The organism is Nonomuraea sp. NPDC050310 (assembly GCF_040655795.1).
Lineage (GTDB): Bacteria > Actinomycetota > Actinomycetes > Streptosporangiales > Streptosporangiaceae > Nonomuraea.
Window position 1 is genome coordinate 329,588 of the sequence record NZ_JBFAKP010000005.1, and the last position, 15,605, is coordinate 345,192.

10 protein-coding genes are annotated in these 15,605 nt (G+C 68.9%); 5 read left to right on the forward strand and 5 right to left on the reverse strand.

What is annotated here, in order from left to right; translation table 11 throughout:
- Positions 1-48: 48 nt before the first annotated feature.
- The 3 genes from AB0I67_RS16665 to AB0I67_RS16675 all read right to left on the reverse strand — a co-directional run bounded on the left by AB0I67_RS16665 (position 49) and on the right by AB0I67_RS16675 (position 3,875).
- Positions 49-2,622: a tetratricopeptide repeat protein gene (locus AB0I67_RS16665; protein ID WP_357923888.1), complete on the reverse strand. Its 2,574-nt coding sequence runs from the start codon at positions 2,620-2,622 to the stop codon at positions 49-51.
- Positions 2,623-2,726: 104 nt separating this feature from the next.
- Entirely contained in the window at positions 2,727-3,152 is a 426-nt protein-coding gene (locus AB0I67_RS16670) for a hypothetical protein (protein ID WP_357923890.1), read from the reverse strand.
- 90 nt (positions 3,153-3,242) lie between these two features.
- Positions 3,243-3,875 (reverse strand): DUF1524 domain-containing protein, encoded by a 633-nt coding sequence (locus tag AB0I67_RS16675; protein WP_357923892.1) that lies wholly within the window; start codon positions 3,873-3,875, stop codon positions 3,243-3,245.
- Positions 3,876-4,675: 800 nt separating this feature from the next.
- Between AB0I67_RS16675 and AB0I67_RS16680 the strand changes: the two genes are divergently transcribed.
- Positions 4,676-4,864 carry a hypothetical protein gene (locus AB0I67_RS16680; protein WP_357923894.1) on the forward strand — a complete coding sequence of 63 codons (189 nt, stop codon included), beginning with the start codon at positions 4,676-4,678 and terminating at the stop codon, positions 4,862-4,864.
- A 141-nt stretch (positions 4,865-5,005) separates the two neighbouring features.
- Positions 5,006-5,749, forward strand: coding sequence for a helix-turn-helix domain-containing protein (locus AB0I67_RS16685; RefSeq protein WP_357923895.1), 744 nt, complete (start codon positions 5,006-5,008; stop codon positions 5,747-5,749).
- An 86-nt stretch (positions 5,750-5,835) separates the two neighbouring features.
- Here AB0I67_RS16685 and AB0I67_RS16690 read toward each other — a convergent pair whose 3' ends face one another.
- Complete coding sequence (locus AB0I67_RS16690; protein ID WP_357923897.1) at positions 5,836-5,985, reverse strand: hypothetical protein; 150 nt, start codon at positions 5,983-5,985, stop codon at positions 5,836-5,838.
- Positions 5,986-6,211: 226 nt separating this feature from the next.
- On the opposite strand from AB0I67_RS16690, the gene AB0I67_RS16695 reads away from it, so the two are divergent.
- The gene (locus AB0I67_RS16695; RefSeq protein WP_357923899.1) at positions 6,212-8,542 is read left to right on the forward strand and encodes a WD40 repeat domain-containing protein; all 2,331 of its coding nucleotides are present in this window, start codon (positions 6,212-6,214) and stop codon (positions 8,540-8,542) included.
- Between the two features lie 213 nt (positions 8,543-8,755).
- Here the strand turns inward: AB0I67_RS16695 and AB0I67_RS16700 are convergent, their stop codons facing one another.
- Entirely contained in the window at positions 8,756-13,414 is a 4,659-nt protein-coding gene (locus AB0I67_RS16700; protein ID WP_357923901.1) for a hypothetical protein, read from the reverse strand.
- Positions 13,415-13,536: 122 nt separating this feature from the next.
- On the opposite strand from AB0I67_RS16700, the gene AB0I67_RS16705 reads away from it, so the two are divergent.
- Both AB0I67_RS16705 and AB0I67_RS16710 read left to right on the forward strand, forming a co-directional pair.
- A complete protein-coding gene (locus AB0I67_RS16705) occupies positions 13,537-13,689 on the forward strand; it encodes a hypothetical protein (protein WP_357923903.1) in 153 nt (50 codons plus the stop codon).
- A 1,040-nt stretch (positions 13,690-14,729) separates the two neighbouring features.
- The gene (locus AB0I67_RS16710) at positions 14,730-15,572 is read left to right on the forward strand and encodes a hypothetical protein (protein ID WP_357923904.1); all 843 of its coding nucleotides are present in this window, start codon (positions 14,730-14,732) and stop codon (positions 15,570-15,572) included.
- The last annotated feature ends 33 nt before the right edge of the window (positions 15,573-15,605 follow it).

The window sequence follows — 15,605 nt, forward strand, 5'->3', positions numbered from 1 at the left end:
GGGCTCGCGAGAGGGAACTGGTAACACGGTCGTTGAGGTCCCCAAGGCCTACGCAAGCCGCTCCGTCCAGCGGGCCAGGTTGTGCCGGGTGGCCAGGACGTCGGGGTGCTCGGCACCCAGGACCCGCTCCCGCACCGGCAGCAGGTCGGCGAACTGGTCGCGGGCCGCGGCGGCATCCCCCGCCTGGCCTGTCCAGTAGGCCAGGCTGTGCCGGGTGGCCAGGACGTGGGGGTGCTCGGCACCCAGGACCCGCTCCTGTACCGGCAGCAGGTCGGCGAGCTGGTTGAGGGCCGCGGCGGCATCCCCCGCCTGGCCTGTCCCGTAGGCCAGGTTGTGCCGGGTGGCCAGGACGTGGGGGTGCTCGGCACCCAGGACCCGCTCCTGTACCGGCAGCAGGTCGGCGAGCTGGTCGCGGGCCGCGGCGGCATCTCCCGCCTGGCCCGTCCAGTAGGCCAGGATGTGCCGGGTGGTCAGGACGTCGGGGTGCTCGGCACCCAGGACCCGTTCCCGCATGGGCAGCAGCTCGGCGAACTGGTCGCGAGCTGCGGCGGCATCCCCCGCCTGGCCCGTCCCGTAGGCCAGGTCGTGCCGGGTGGCCAGGACGTGGGGGTGCTCGGCACCCAGGACCCGCTCCTGTACCGGCAGCAGCTCGGCGAGCTGGTTGAGGGCCGCGGCGGCATCCCCCGCCTGGCCCGTCCAGTAGGCCAGGTTGTGCCGGGTGGTCAGGACGTGGGGGTGCTCGGCACCTCGAACCCGCTCCAGTACCGGCAGCAGCTCGGCGAGCTGGTCGCGGGCCGCGGCCGCATCCCCCGCCTGGCCCGTCCCGTAGGCCAGGTTGTGCCGGGTGGCCAGGACGTCGGGGTGCTCGGCACCCAGGACCCGCTCCTGTACCGGCAGCAGGTCGGCGAGCTGGTTGAGGGCCGCGGCGGCATCTCCCGCCTGGCCCGTCCAGTAGGCCAGGATGTGCCGGGTGGTCAGGACACTAGAGTGCTCCGCACCTCGGACACGTTCTTCTACTGGCAGCAGGTCGGCGAACAGATCGCGGGCCGCGGCCGCATCCCCCGCCCGGCCCGTCCAGTAGGCCAGGTTGTGCCGGGTGGTCAGGACACTGGGGTGCTCCGCACCCAGGACCCGTTCCCGCACCGGCAGCAGTTCGGCGAGCTGATCGCGAGCCGCGGCCGCGTTGCCGTCTGCGCCTGTGCAGTGAGCGAGGACATGTCGGGCGTGCAGGGCGCAGGGGTGGGTGTCGTCGCGGAGATGAGCGGTGACCTGTTCTGCCAGTTGCCGGGCCTGGGAGCGATCGTCGATCTGCAGCAGGTAGGTGAGGATCTGGCTCAGCCCGGGTGAGTCCAGCGGCAGCACGGTGCGGGCGTGGGGGAGCAGGTGCTGGTAGAGCGGCCAGGTCGCGGGGTCTTCGGGCTCGGCCGGGAGCGCCTTCAGCAGCAGGTCGGCGGCTTGGTCTTTCAGGCGGGTGCACTGGCTGGGGTCGAGTTGGTGGCGGGTGACGGCTTGGACCAGGCGGTGCACGCTGATCACGTCGTAGCTTTCCGCCGCCGGCTCATCGTCGGCGGATTCGCGAGTGTCCGGGAGGTCTTGGGTGGTCACGGTGATGAGGCTGTAGGAGGCCAGCAGGGCCAACGCCTCATCGACCTGCAGCTCGTCGATGTCGCTGGATCCGGCCAGGACCTGGCACGGTAGGTTGTCGGGAGCGAAGAAGGCCAGCAGGTTCAGCAGGTCGGCCGCCAGCGGGCTGACCTTTTGGATGCGGGCCTGGCTGAGCGCCCACACTTTGGCGATCACGCGTTCGGCGTCGCCGTCCATCGGCGCCGCCTGATACATCCGCTCCGGCATGTCCGCCAGGAGTTTCAGGTAGCGGCGCAGGGTGACGCGCGGGGTGCGGGCGATGTAGGCGCCGGCCTGGGTGAGCGCCAGCGGCAGGTCGCCCATCTGCTCGGCCAGTGTCTCCAGCCCTTCGGCGTCGCCGACGGCTGCAGGGCTGATCAACTCGGCCAGCAGGTGCACCGAGTCGGCGCGCGGCAGCAGTTCCAGCCGGATCGGCGCGGCCTGCAGGCGCTCCCAGCCGGCGTCGCGGCGGGTGGTGATGAGCAGGAAGCCACGTGACAGGTCGGCCAGGTATGGCTCGACGTGCGCGATCTCCTCGACGTTGTCGAAGACGATCAGCCAGCCGGGATGGTGGGCCAGCCAGGCCAGCGTCCAGGCGGCGGCCTCCTCCGCGGTGGCCTGCGCGGCGGCGACCGAGTCGACGGGGGTCGCCAGCGCCCGGCCCAAGGCGGCCAGCCCGGCCTGGATCTGCTCGGGGCTGTCGGCGTCGATCCACCACACCAGCAGGTAGTCCTGCTGGTGCCGGCGGGCGTGCTGCAGAGCGAGTTCGCTCTTGCCGATCCCGCCCAGCCCGACCACGGCCTGTGTGATGACCCCGGTTGCCGGCCCAGCCGCCAGGTGGGCGCGCACCTGCTCCAGCGCGTGATCGCGGCCGACGAACTGCACCGCGCTGCGGCGCGGCAGGTGGATCAGGCCCGGCGGCGCCTGCACCGAGGCGGCTTTCGGCAGCGGCGGGCGCGGCGCTTGCAGGATGGCGTGCGCGCCGTCACCGGTCTGCACGATGCCCCGGTTGACATCCAGCGCCGCTCCCCGAGGGCCTGGCAACAGTCCCTCTGTCGGTGGACCGCCGTCGCTACGACTCGGGCCGTGTCCGCTCACCCGGGTCACCGCTGGGTGGTGGAGTTGTCTCCGGTCTGGATGACACCGGAGTTGTCCCGCACCACGACCGAGCGCGGGCCCTGCGCGGTGTAGCTGTCACCAGCCGCAGCCGGAGCCGGAGCCGGAGCGGGCCCGGCGCCACCATCATCGATGGAGGCCGCAGCTTCGGTCGCACCGGTTGCGGCCTCCGCGGGGGCTGCCGACGTTGTCGGAGCGGGACCGGAAGCCGGGGCAGGGGCTTGTGCGCGGGTGAGCCGGTGAGCGACCACCGCCCCCACGGCGGCGAGCATCACTGCGGCGGCCGTCCAGGGCCAGCTCCACCCGGCCTCGGTGAGGATCTGGTTGCTGGCCACCGCCACCGCGACCGGCGCCACCACGCCCAGCGCTAGCCAGAGCCAGCGCATCCAGCTCGAACCGCCTGTGACCGTCATACCGCCATCATCGGCGCGGACCAGGCGCCTCGGCAGGCCTGTTCGTCAAACAGTGACCTGGCCCCAGCCGGTTCACCGGGTTCAACCGGTTCAGCAGGTGGTGAGCATCTCCTGCAGGGCTGTCTTCTCGCTGGGCTGGAGGGTGAGTTGCCAGTTGTGTTTCACGCTCACCCAGCTCAGCGCGTAGGTGCACCAGAAGCTGGTCAGCGGCGGCTTCCAGGCGCTGGGGTCGCGGTCGCCTTTGTGCTGGTTGACGTCATCGGTGACGGCCCACAGCTGGGAGTCGGCCAGGGAGTTGGCGAACTGGCGGCGTTTGGCCGGCGTCCACCGCGAGGCTCCTGATCGCCAGGCTTCGGCCAGCGGCACCATGTGATCGATGTCGATGTCGCTGGCTTGGTGCCAGACGGCGCCGTCGTAGGGGCTTCGCCACGTGCCGGAGGTTGCGGTGCAGGAGGCGTTGGTGATGACGTCCTGGCCGTCGCGCTGCAGGACGGTCTCGCGCACGTTGCAGGTGCCGGCCACGGCGGCCCAGTGCGGGAACAGGTCCCGGTCGTAGGAGCTGGCGTTGCTTTCGGGGGCCACGGTCAGGCCGGCGAGCTGCGCGCTGGCCGTGACCACGGTCGGGATGCCCGGCGGCCCGGCTGCTGCGGCGGCCGGGCCCGCGCCGAGCGGGACGACGAGCACGACGGCGGCGGTGGAGAGGGCGAGGTGCGCCGGGCGCATGAGCGGCTCCTTCTGTCCCCATGTCCCGGCCAGGCCTCATGGCTGGTCATCTGCGGGCGGGAGGCAAGCAGACGATCTCAAACCGCCGCCCGTTCGTGCTGGTCATCGGCGAAGTTCGGCATGGCGCCGCACGAGCGTCCCAGCCGTCGAAAGCCAGATCCGTGACGTCATCGAGGGGACGTCCTGCGAGCTTCTCCTCCAGCTGGCCGCCAGCTCCATCTGTGCCAGGAGGAGACGCCGGCACCGCCGTACCGGGCGAATCCTGCTCGGCAAGGGCTGGTGGTGCCGGCCGCGGGTCTTCCCCGGGGAACCAGGGACGTCAGCTGGTGGAGTGCGGGGGCTGGGCTGCCAATCCCGGCCCCCGCACCCCGGGAGTGCTGACTAGTCAGCGGCTCGACGAAGAGGCGACGACATCAGCGCATCTATTAACGCCGTTTCGGGGCATTTCCTGCTCGGATCTTGCGCCAATGGATGAATATCCTGTCACTGCGGTTGGGAATAGCCCTCCGCGAGGGTAGAGAATCGTCTTCCACGTTTTATGTCGCATGCCATAAATGGCATCGTCTCCCCAGGTGGGAGCGGGTGTCTGTGCGTGAATTCGTATCGATAAGATCAAGTTGGCCTTTATTGCCGACCTACCCCTATCGTCACCCACTGCAAGGGTTTCTGCCTCCCTTGTATGCATATGAAGTGCTCGACGAAGAGGCCGCGCGCGTCCACGGCCGGGGGCCGCCGGAAGCCGCGGAGGACCCCTGGGGCGCGGCGGGGACGAACTTGGCTATCGGTGAAGGATCTTCTTGATGAGCGAAACCAATCTGGCCGTGGTCATCGCGGGCGCGGTCGTGGTGATCGCCATCGCCGCCATGGCCGGCTACGCCGCCATTCGCCTGGCCTCCACCGCGCCCCGCGTGCTGGTGGGGGCGCTGCTGGCGCTCGCCGTGATCCTGGGCGCCATCCCGGCGATCCTCATCGCGCTCCAGCCCGCCTGAATTCCGATGACTACCTCATCGACGAAAACGGCGGCCGGCGCCAGTGGCCGGCGCGGTGCCCGGCCGCCGCGGAAAGGGCAGCCCGGGTTTTGGGACCTCTTGCCACCTGACGGCCGTCAGGCGCTGACCAGACTCGGGGAGGTGCGCTGGGTCCACACCGATCACTCCTGGTCGCTGCACGAGCACCTGACCATCGTGCTGGAGGAGGGCTGGGTGTGCCTGCGGGTGGGACAGCCCGGCGGTGGCTACAGCGTGCTGGATGTCGCCGGGCCCGGTGACATCGTCAGCCCCATGCACGTCATGGTCCCGGACCCGCCCCGGTGGCTCGGATCCGCCGACCAGGTCAGGGTCCATGTGCTGGCCAAGGGTCGCGTCCTGCAGATCCCGGGTGAGGTGATCCCCGGTGTCCGGCAAGCCGAGGGACTGCATGATCTGCTGGTCTCGCTCGCCGGCGAGCAGCAGCACGCCCTTGCGCACCGGCACGTCAGCAGCCACCTGGACATCCCGGCACGTCTGGCCAGGCTGCTGCTGCAGTTGCAGCGGCGCTTCGGTGAGCGGCACACCCCGTACGGGACGGCCCTGGCCGCGCCGCTGACTCAGGCCGACCTCGCGGCCTGGATCACCGCCAGCCCCTCAATGGTGGCTCGCACCCTGGCGTGCTGGCGCGAGCGTCGCATGATCGAGACGGGCAACTCCCGCATCCACATCGTCAACCGCAGGGCCCTCACCGCCGTAGCCGCCTACCCCCCTCGGCGGAGTCCTGCCGAACCCGCCAGGCAGCCGCACGACATACTGCCGGCAGAGGCGAGGCCGCCCCTGATCCCCGATCTGCCGCCGAGCTGGAGCCGGGGCATCGCCGAGCAGAACCGTCGCGCACTCTCCTAGAGATCCCGGGTCGGCGTCGGTGCCGGTGCCGGTGCCGACCGTCTCTGAGTCTTCCGTGAATCCTGGTCGACACGCTCCGGCCCCGGCTAACGCTCGTCGTCGTCATCACCCGTCTTGCTCTCGGGGGGAGAGGCGCGCCGGGCGGCACGGTAGTTGACCAGGGCGGTGGCAAGCTCCACCACGGCCGCCGCCAGCGGAAGCCACAGGGGAAGCTGGTCGGCGAAGGAGAGCATCATGGCGGGGTCCCTTTCGTGTTCCGGCCGCCCGATCGGGCGGCGCACCCCTCACGATGGGGCCGCCCGGATGTCAACGCAGCACCCGCGAACAAGGCGGAACAGAGGCTGACAAGGTCATCCACGGCGTGACAGCCGACGACAACCACATACGCCGCTGGACAGCTGCTGACAGCTCTCCGCGTTCGGTCTTTACAGCCGCTTACAGCGTGGCATGCTCGTGGACACCATGAGCGAGATCAAGGACGGAGAGGCCGGCACGGGCGGCACGGCCGGTGACCCGCTGACCGCGTTACGGCACCGGATTCAGGAATTGCACGCCCACGCCGGCGAGCCCAGCGTTCGTGTGACCGTGCGGATCATCGCCGAACGGGGCCTGCTGAACAAGGGCGAGAGCATCAGCCACACCACGGTCAACGCCGTGCGAAGGTGCGAGCGCCGCCCCGCCTGGCCGTACCTGCGGATGGTCGTGGCCGCCTGGGACGGCAACGTCGAGGAATTCCACCAGCTCTGGCTCGCCGCCCGGCCACAGCCAGCATCGCCCCCTGCTCCGCCCCCCGAGGCGACGCCCCCGCATCACAGGCAGATCGGCCGCTCGCTCACCGGCCACGACGACCGGGTGTTCGCGGTGGTGTGGAGCCCGGACGGCCACCGCCTGGCCAGCGCCGGCGACGATCACACGGTGCGGGTGTGGGACCCGGCCACCGGCCAGCAGATCGGCCAGCCGCTCACCGGCCACGCCGGCCCAGTGCTGGCGGTGGTGTGGAGCCCGGACGGCCACCGCCTGGCCAGCGCCGACCGCGATCACACGGTGCGGGTGTGGGACCCGGCCACCGGCCAGCAGATCGGCCAGCCGCTCACCGGCCACGCCGGCCCAGTGCTGGCGATGGTGTGGAGCCCCGACGGCCACCGCCTGGCCACCGCCGGCGCCGACCAGACGCTCCGAGAGTGGGATCTGGCCACCGGGGAGCAGAGTGGCCGGCCGCTCACCGGCCACGACGGTCAGGTGTTCGCCGCTGCGTGGAGTCTCGAGGGCCACCGTCTGGCCACAGCCGGCTTCGATCGCACGGTGCGGGTGTGGGATTCGGCCACCGGCCGGCAGATCGGCCAGCCGCTCACCGGCCACGACGGTCAGGTGTTCGCCGCTGCGTGGAGCCCGGGGGGCCACCGCCTGGCCACCGCCGGCGACGATCGCACGGTGCGGATGTGGGATCCGGCCACCGGCCGTCAGATCGGCCAGTTGCGCACCGGCCACGACGAGGCGGTGTTCACGGTGGTGTGGAGCCCCGACGGCCACCGTCTGGCCACAGCCGGCTTCGATCGCACGGTGCGGGTGTGGGATTCGGCCACCGGCCAGCAGATCGGCCAGCCGCTCACCGGCCACAACGGTCAGGTGTTCGCCGTTGCCTGGAGCCCCGACGGCCACCGCCTGGCCACCGCCAGCGCCGACACAACGGTGCGCCTGTGGGACGCCGCCTTTGATGCCGAGGCGCAGCTCGCTCTTGTGTCCCAGGAGTTGGCCCATCTGCGCCAGGCGTACGCCGCAGTCTGCCGCGAGCGGGATGAGCTCGCCCTGCAGGCCCAGCAATCCCGAGCTCTGCTAGAACCGCGGCAACGTGCCGACACATTGAGCGTCCCGATCGGCTGGCATACCGATGGGCCGTTCACCGGCCACGACGGCGCGGTGCTCACGGTGACGTGGAGCCCCAATGGCCACCGCCTGGCCTCCGCCGGTGTCGACGAGACGGTGCGGTTGTGGGATCCGACCACCGGCGAGCAGATCGGCCGGCCGCTCACCGGCCACGACGGCGCGGTGCTCGCGGTGGCGTGGAGCCCCGTGGGCCACCTGCTGGCCAGCGCCGGCCGCGATCGCACGGTGCGGTTGTGGGACTCGCTCACCGGCGAGCAGATCGGCCGGCCGCTCACCGGCCACGACGACCTGGCGAACGCGGTGGCGTGGAGTCCCGACGGCCACCTGCTGGCCAGTGCTGGCCGCGATTGCACGGTGCGGTTGTGGGACCTGGACACCGGCGAGCAGATCGGCCAGCCGCTCACCGGCTACGACGGCGAGGTGTGGGCGGTGGCATGGAGTCCCGACGGCCACCTGCTGGCCAGCGCCTGCGTCGACCAAGTGATCCGGTTGTGGAGTCCGGCCACCGGCCAGCAGGCCGGTCGGCTCACCGGCCACGCCGGCCCGGTGTGGGCGGTGGCGTGGAGTCCCGACGGCCACCTGCTGGCCAGTGCTGGCCGCGATCGCACGCTGCGGTTATGGGATCCGAACACCGGCCAACAGGCCGGTCGGCCGCTCACCGGCCACGACGGCGCGGTGTGGGCGGTGGCGTGGAGTCCCGACGGCCACCTGCTGGCCAGTGCTGGCCGCGATCGCACGCTGCGGTTATGGGATCCGAACACCGGCCAGCAAGCCGGCCAGCCGCTCACCGGCCACGACGGCGAGGTGCACGCGGTGGCGTGGAGCCCTGACAGCCACCTGCTGGCCAGTGCCAGTGGCGACGGCACGGTCCGGGTCTGGGTAGCGGGAGCGGTTCGGCCCGGTGCGTGATCTCTACGAGCGGAGGGGGCTGGTAGGGGCGAAGCGCATCTGGCCCCTCCAAGGTCGGTACCAGACAGAATCTCCTGGCGGAGTGTACGAATTCGTAGGCGACGAGTTTGTCCTCTGGCTGGTCAGCACCCGGGTCTGCGAAGTGGTCTGGCTGCTCGAAGGAGCAGAGTGAGAGACAAACCGTCTGTGGTTGGGCAGGGGCAACCGGTGAAACTAGAGCGTTATGCGCCCGGCCGGACGGAGAGGCGGACCAGTAGACCCGCGGTTGGTTCCTTCTGATGGTGCTGCCGAGGCGAGGTAGACGGTGCAAGCGGTCGCCTGGAATCGGTCGAGTGCCGCCGCATCGACCATGCGAAGTGCTGTGAGATAGTCGCTCCACTTGTCGCCCGCTAGTAGGTCGGCAAACAGGCTTCGGGTGAACTTCTCGAGGGCGCTCACTGGGCCGCCGTCCGAGAGGAGTTCGGTGATCACCGAATGCGTAGCCCAGTCTTTATCCAGCGCCAGGGCAGCGGCTTCTCTGGCCAGGTTGAGCGCGCGGTCGGGCCGGGATCCGGCGAATACTTTGGCGACGCGGATCAGTCCGGTGGCCCGATCGCCCGGGTCCCCGATACGGCGTACAGCCGTTCGAGCGCGGTGGAAGTCGCCGTCGGCTGCAAGTGCGAGCGCGAACCGCGCAAATGACGCGTCTTCCATAGATACCCGCCCGAGGCGCAGCAAGCCTTGTGAATCGTCCGGCGGTGCGCCGGGTGTATCGGTAGCGTCGAAGAGTTTCGAGCGGACCGCCGCCGGCACTGCCGAATGCGTCGCGAGCCGGGATAGGGCATCGAAGCGGTGGAGCCGATCGGGTAGTAGCTGCACCGCACGCTCCGCCTCGCCGAACTCCCTGCAACCCGCGAGGGCCGTTACAGATGCCGACGTCTGGCGCCATCGTTGCCACGGAGTTGGCAGCGCACTGATCGCCTCGGCCATTTCAAGCTTCAGTGATTCGACTGGCGATCCAGGCAGCGCCGTCGAAGCCGTCAGCAACGCTCGTAACAGATCGATACGGTGCCAGTTGCTCCGAACAGCGGCCGCAGCGGCGATGGCCCGTTCCAGCCACGCACGGGCTTGGGCGGGATCGATGTGGGCAAGGCTATGGGCCAGAGCGCCCATGGCGAAGGCCTGGGCCAGACCGGTCAGCGCAAGAGTCACCTCTTCGGCATCTCGGACATCTCGTCGTTCGACGAGCCCCGAGATCAGTCGCTGGATGACGGACCGACGGTGGGCGTGCGGGCCCAGCGCGCCCAACCAACCCTGCGGTGGTGTGGTGCCGCGGCGCAGGCAGACATCGAGGATTGCTAGAACCGGCGCCTCGACGGTGCCGACGAGATCGTGTGCAGTCAGCCAGGCCCGGTCAAGGTTGCCGAACTCGGCCGCGGCTCGAGCAACCTCGGCAAAGATTTCGCTTCGTATCTGCGCGATTCCGCTGCCGTGGTGCAGAAGAGTCGTCGTCTTAATCGCCTCATCGAACCTTCCGGCACGGGCCAGGGCAACCCCCAACCGGCGAACGACATACACCTCGCGGAGTGACCTCGTCGGCTCCGGACCGTGGACGACCTCATCGAGAATCGCCGACGCGTCTGAGGCGCGGCCAGCCGCGTGCAGAGCATTGGCGACGTCCAGGAGCGCGGCGGCTCGTTGACTCTCGTCTGCCACGGTGGAGGCCAGCATCCCAGCCGTCTCGAATCGACCCAGGTGAGCGAACTCGGCGGCAATCCGTGCCGGAATCCACATGGTCCACTCCGGGTCGGTAAGCGATCGTGACAGCGTCGCGGCCTGAGCGGCCAGCTCCAACCCGAGGCTTGTATCGCTACTGGCGAGCGAGCGGGCCATGGTGAGCAGGGCCTCCGCGCGAGTTTCAATGTGGGTGACTGCGTTGGCCAATCGGCGGCCGGTGTCGACCAGTTCCGTGTCGACCAGCTTGCCGAGGAATCCGAAGGTCTCTCTGGTCAGGTGTGCCCAGTCGGAGTCGGACATCCATGAGTCCAACATCCATGAACCGACATCGTGGTCACCTTGATGGCCGAGAATGTCGATGAGCGCGGCGGCGACCCGCTCAGCGGTCGATCGATCACCGGCGTCGCATCCCGCCTCACCGATTCGGGAGAGCGGCACGATAGCCCAGGCCGGTTTCGAAACCCCGAGGGCCGTGTCCAGGGCACGATCGGTGTCTCCTACCTGCCACCATAGGACACTCAGCCGTTGTAGCGACGCGTCATAAGCCGAAGGCCGCGGCGTACTGCCGAAATCGTAGGGGAGCAGTCCGAGCTCGGACCTCGTCGGAGCAGATATCGACTCCTCGACCTCCTGTATGAGCCGGCGAGCATGGTCGTGGTCGAACATCACAACCGCCTCGGCGAGGTCGAGCAGCAGCCATGTATGTCGCGCGGACTTCGCGAGGTACATGGCATCAATGGCTTTAGCAGTCCGCGCGGCCTGCACTGCGTCACCGAGATGGATCATGAGCCGCACAAAAGTCGGGAGGCACGAGTCCGGGCGTTTTTCCTGCGCGGTCCGCCACGTACGTTCCAAGATTTCACGCGCCAATGCGCTGTCGTTGCGGGCCACCGTGTTGATCAGCTCACTGAAATGGCTCTGCCAAGATTCGGCAGCGTCCAGTTCGTCGATCACCCGCTCGGCTTCACCGTAGTTCCCGATCGACAGCCATGCTCGAGCGATGTACTCGCGTGCGTTGCGCCGGGGATACGAGTAAGACGGCGTACCGTGGAATCCGCCGTGATGATATTTCGAGTCCGGAAGCTCATTGGCGATGGCGGTCGCCTTCCTCAGCAGCCGGCTCACTTGCGGACCGTCCCCCGGAAGCGCTGCCGAGGCGGCTGCAGTCAGCATGCGCACCGCCCAAACTCCGTCCGGCAACCGGTCGCGGAGCGTCTCCGACACCTCGTTCATGAGCTGCCGGGACAGTTCGGGGTCATGGTTCCGTGCGCAGACCGCGAGACGGCAGAGCTGCTCGACGCGCTCGAAGTCGAAGCCGAAGCCGGGGGCATCGATCACGCGACGGGCATCACCGAACATCCCGAGGCGGACGAACACCGTGATCAGCCGTCCCGTCGTCGTCCGGTCGCGCCTGGGCCAGGTCTCTGCTGCCAGTTCGCGCTCCGCGACGCGGGCCACGCGGCCAGCGTCCTCCACGCTGGACGCTGTGAGGACATCGGCCAGGTCGGCCAGTGCGGCGGCCCGTGCACCGGGTTTCTGCATCGTGAGCGCCGCTGCCTCCGCCTGAGTGATCCTGCCCAGATGCGCCAGGACCGAGGGCAGCGCGACGGGCAGGTTGTTATTCCGGTTCCGCAGGCGGGTGCGACAGAGGGCGAGAGCAGCCAGTGTCGCCAGACCGACCTCCGGGTCCGCCCGGTAAACGTTTCGAGCTTCCTCGATCTCAGCGATGCCATCGCGGTCAGCGCCGGTGACCAGCAGCATCCGGTCGTGTCGCCTGATGTCGGTGGCCAGGGCTGTCATCCGCTCGGCCCGGTGGCTTGCCGCGAGCATCCGGCTGTAGGGTCGCAGCAGGTAGGGCGAGGTCGTTTCGGGCCATCCCTGATCCTGGGTGCGTTCGGCCCAGGCTTCGATCTGTTCGGCGAAGCGGGTCACGTCACTGCCTAGGGTCTCTCTGGCGACGACATGCAGCTCGGGGTGGGCGAAGGCGTAGGTCTGTACTGTTCCCGACGCCAGGTTCATCGGCAGTTCGGCCAGGACCCGCGCGAACCGTCGTCGCAGCAGGATCTTGAGATCCGCCTCGGTACGATCGAGGAGAACGGCCAGATCCGACGCCGACAGTCCGCCACCGGCGGCCACCATGAAGCCGACTACTCCCGCCACGTCGGTGTCGGCTGTCGAGAGATGATCGAGGACCTCGTGTTCGGCGCGGGCCCGGATCGCGGCGGCGTGCGGCCATGGGCTCAGATGTCGGGACGGCGCGGTGCGCAGTGGGTGATCGGGCGCGACGTCGGTCGGCAACGCCGGTAGATCGCGGCTGGTCACCACGACGTGAACGTTGGCCGGGGGACGTGCCGGCAACAGCGACGCGATGCTTGGTCTGCCGCTTCCCGGCTGCGCCGCTGAATCCTCGTCCAAGCCGTCCACGACAATCACGAGGTGCTCATTACCGTTCCCCAGCTGTGCTGCCGCCTCCTGCAACAGGCGTCGAAATTCCTGGTCCAGGGCGTCGAAGCTCAGACCAGTCGGAAGTCGTGCACCCGTGAGTACGGCCAGCTGTTCCGCCATCGCCAGGATGAAATCCCCGCTGTCCACCCGGCGCGCGGGATAGGTGCTCGAAATGAAGAAGACGATCCGGGTCCCGGCCGGCGGGTGCAGAACGAACCAGGAACTGAGCGCTGTCTTACCCGCCCAGGGTGGCGCCTTCCACCACAGGTAGCCTTGCGCGCCAGTACTGAAGCGGGTCAGCGAACCGATCTCCTGACCACGGTCCTTCAGCCGGGGCGGGGCGATGTCTTGCAGGAGGGCGGCAAACCGTTTCGGAACGGCCCGGCGACCGATCACTTCCCGCGCCGCGCCCCCGAGCTGTGCCGCCTCGTCCGGGAACCGGCCCACCAGTCTGTCGAAGTTGAAGCGGTCCTCATCGATCGGGTTCCCCCGCGTAGAGGCCGATTCGTCGTAGACGGCCTTGAGACCGATGAGAAACGCTTCGACCTTCGCCTGCTGCAGCCGGCGCCCGCGATTGAGGTCCGAGATCCACGTGTGACCCACGGTGTAGCCCAGGTCCTCAGCTCGTTGACTGATCTGCCGCGGACTCGCTCCGACGTCAGCCAAGAGATCGAGAAGTGCCCGGCGCAACCCCGGCATAAGGTCGATCAAGGGAGTCCCATCACATCGGATTTCCTGGCCGAAACGATACCCCGGAACGGTCCGACAAGGTGTCCGACGTTTGCCGTGTCCGATCGGACCGATCGGACACGGCGGATCGGCAGGCTGGTCTCATGACCCGAGACAACGATCGCCAGCCGCTCAAGACTCGCCGTCGCGCGCGTCGACTCGCCGACGCCGCACTGTACGCCGGGGTCCGCGGCCTCGCCGCTGCCCTGGGAAGCAGCCTGGTCACCTTCGTGATCTGGTGGGTGACCAACCGGTAGGCCTCAGCCGTCACTGCTGACATGTCCGATCGGCCGATACCCCAGCGGGCTCCGTCACCGCAGGGGTGAAGGGCCTGGCCGAGGCATGTGCCGGAGACGATGCGGCCCGTCATCGATGGTCCCCGTTGTTCATGCCTGCCACCCTGTAGCGTCGGTCCGGTACTGAGGTGAAGCCCCCGCGCCAGCGGCGAAGCCGGGGTGATGGGGGCATTCGCTTCCGTGAGCTGCGATGTGGTGAGTCCGCGGAGCATGTTCTGCTGCCTTTCGAGATCGATGTGTTCAGGCATGGCGCTCATCGAGACAGACCCGGGACGCTGCCGGCGCAGCTCAGCGCCGTTCCGGCCGTGGGCGCCGAAGAGCTTTCCGGCTTTGACCGGGGCGTTCCCGTGCCTCTTCGCCGGGCCTGCGGCTTCGATGACTGCCATGGCACAAACCTCGCCGCGCGGCCCCGGGCGGCGGATCGTCCCGGCAGCTACCGTTGACCGTGGATGTGGCTGATCGTCTGATCCACCGAACGGTGGATGGCGCGGTCCAACAGAGACGCGAGGAAGGACGCCGCCGCTTCGCCGCGAGAAGGGATGGGTAGTCACGTTGCCCACGCTGCTCCCGGAGCCGCCTCCTGATGATCGCCCAGATTGTTCTCGAGGCTCCATGTCACCTCAGCGGCCGAAGAAGCTCCCGTGCACTGACGAAACCGTGACGAAGGTCCGCTGCGCGACCCGTGACTTGATGCCCACCAGGGTACGGCGACCTACGTGGACGGTGTTGGGCGATAGGTGATCCCTCGAGTGTTCCGCTACGGCGGCGTATCCGGTGCCGCGGTGTCGTCCGGCTCATGCGTAGCAACGCGATCCAGAGTTTGATCTGCTTGTTTAGCCTCCCCAGTTTGATTGCGTGACCGTGGGTAGAAGGCGGCTGCCTAACAGGCGGGCTGCCGTACAGGTATGGGTCGCGTAACCGTTCGCGATCCTGTGAACGCGACTGCTGCGAGCGGACCGTCGCACGTGCTCCCCTCGCGGCGGTGTGAGGAGCGTCGCGGTATGGCAGACAGCAGTGTTGGGCGAGGCTGGGCGATCGTGGCCGTGGTGCTCACGGGTTTCGGACTGGCCGGCGTCACCTGGGTGGTCGGTCTGGAGAAGATGAGCTGGATCGCCGCGGGTGGCAGCCTGGTGCTCGCCATGGTCGCCGCATTCGGCGGCAGTTCCAGCGGAGCCGGCACGGGCGTCGGCGGCGGAGATGATGGCGGACGTTCCCGGCCGGTGCTACAGAGAAGCCACAAGATCGCGCTGGCCGCTGGGCTGGCGGTCGTCATCGGTTCGACCGCACTGGTCAAGGCCGTTGTTCCCGCGGCCGCCGGATCGGAGGCGGAGGCGTGCCCGGGACCGTCGGACCCGGTCACGCAGGCGCCGGTCCGGTCAACCCGTGTGGCTGCCCACCCCAGCCTGGCGGTCACCTCCTTTGCCTACAGCCTCTTCTACGGAGCCGACGGCACTATGGAACTGGAGCCGACCGGGCAGCTCTCCGAGCCCATCCCGCCCGGGCAGATGCTCTACCCGTTCGGCTGGGCCGATCCGGGTTCACGCGACAGCACCCCCGAGCACAATCCCGGAAGTGGACGCTACCTGTGGGGTCACTCCCGGCAGATCTTCCCCGACGCCAATGGATGCTGGGCACAACCGCGCCGAGCCTACGGCGGCTACTCCGGGGCCCGAGGTCTGACCTTCCGCATGTACTTCGGGCTCGTCCCCCGCGCCCAGCTGCACTGTCTGCAAGGGCTGGTCGCCACCGAAGCTGGCCGCGAGCACGGCCAGACGCTGGACGAACTGACCGGGTGCGGCGTGACGCTGTTGGGATACGCGGTGATCCCCACCCAGCCGGAATAGCTCACCGGCGACCGGCACCCCGGACATAGGGGA

Coding starts and splice junctions, on each gene's coding strand:
- AB0I67_RS16690 (WP_357923897.1), bottom strand. CDS start 5,985: ATGATGCTCTCCTTCGCCGACCAGCTTCCCCTGTGGCTTCCGCTGGCG.
- AB0I67_RS16675 (WP_357923892.1), bottom strand. CDS start 3,875: ATGCGCCCGGCGCACCTCGCCCTCTCCACCGCCGCCGTCGTGCTCGTC.
- AB0I67_RS16705 (WP_357923903.1), top strand. CDS start 13,537: ATGACCCGAGACAACGATCGCCAGCCGCTCAAGACTCGCCGTCGCGCG.
- AB0I67_RS16695 (WP_357923899.1), top strand. CDS start 6,212: ATGAGCGAGATCAAGGACGGAGAGGCCGGCACGGGCGGCACGGCCGGT.
- AB0I67_RS16710 (WP_357923904.1), top strand. CDS start 14,730: ATGGCAGACAGCAGTGTTGGGCGAGGCTGGGCGATCGTGGCCGTGGTG.
- AB0I67_RS16680 (WP_357923894.1), top strand. CDS start 4,676: ATGAGCGAAACCAATCTGGCCGTGGTCATCGCGGGCGCGGTCGTGGTG.
- AB0I67_RS16670 (WP_357923890.1), bottom strand. CDS start 3,152: ATGACGGTCACAGGCGGTTCGAGCTGGATGCGCTGGCTCTGGCTAGCG.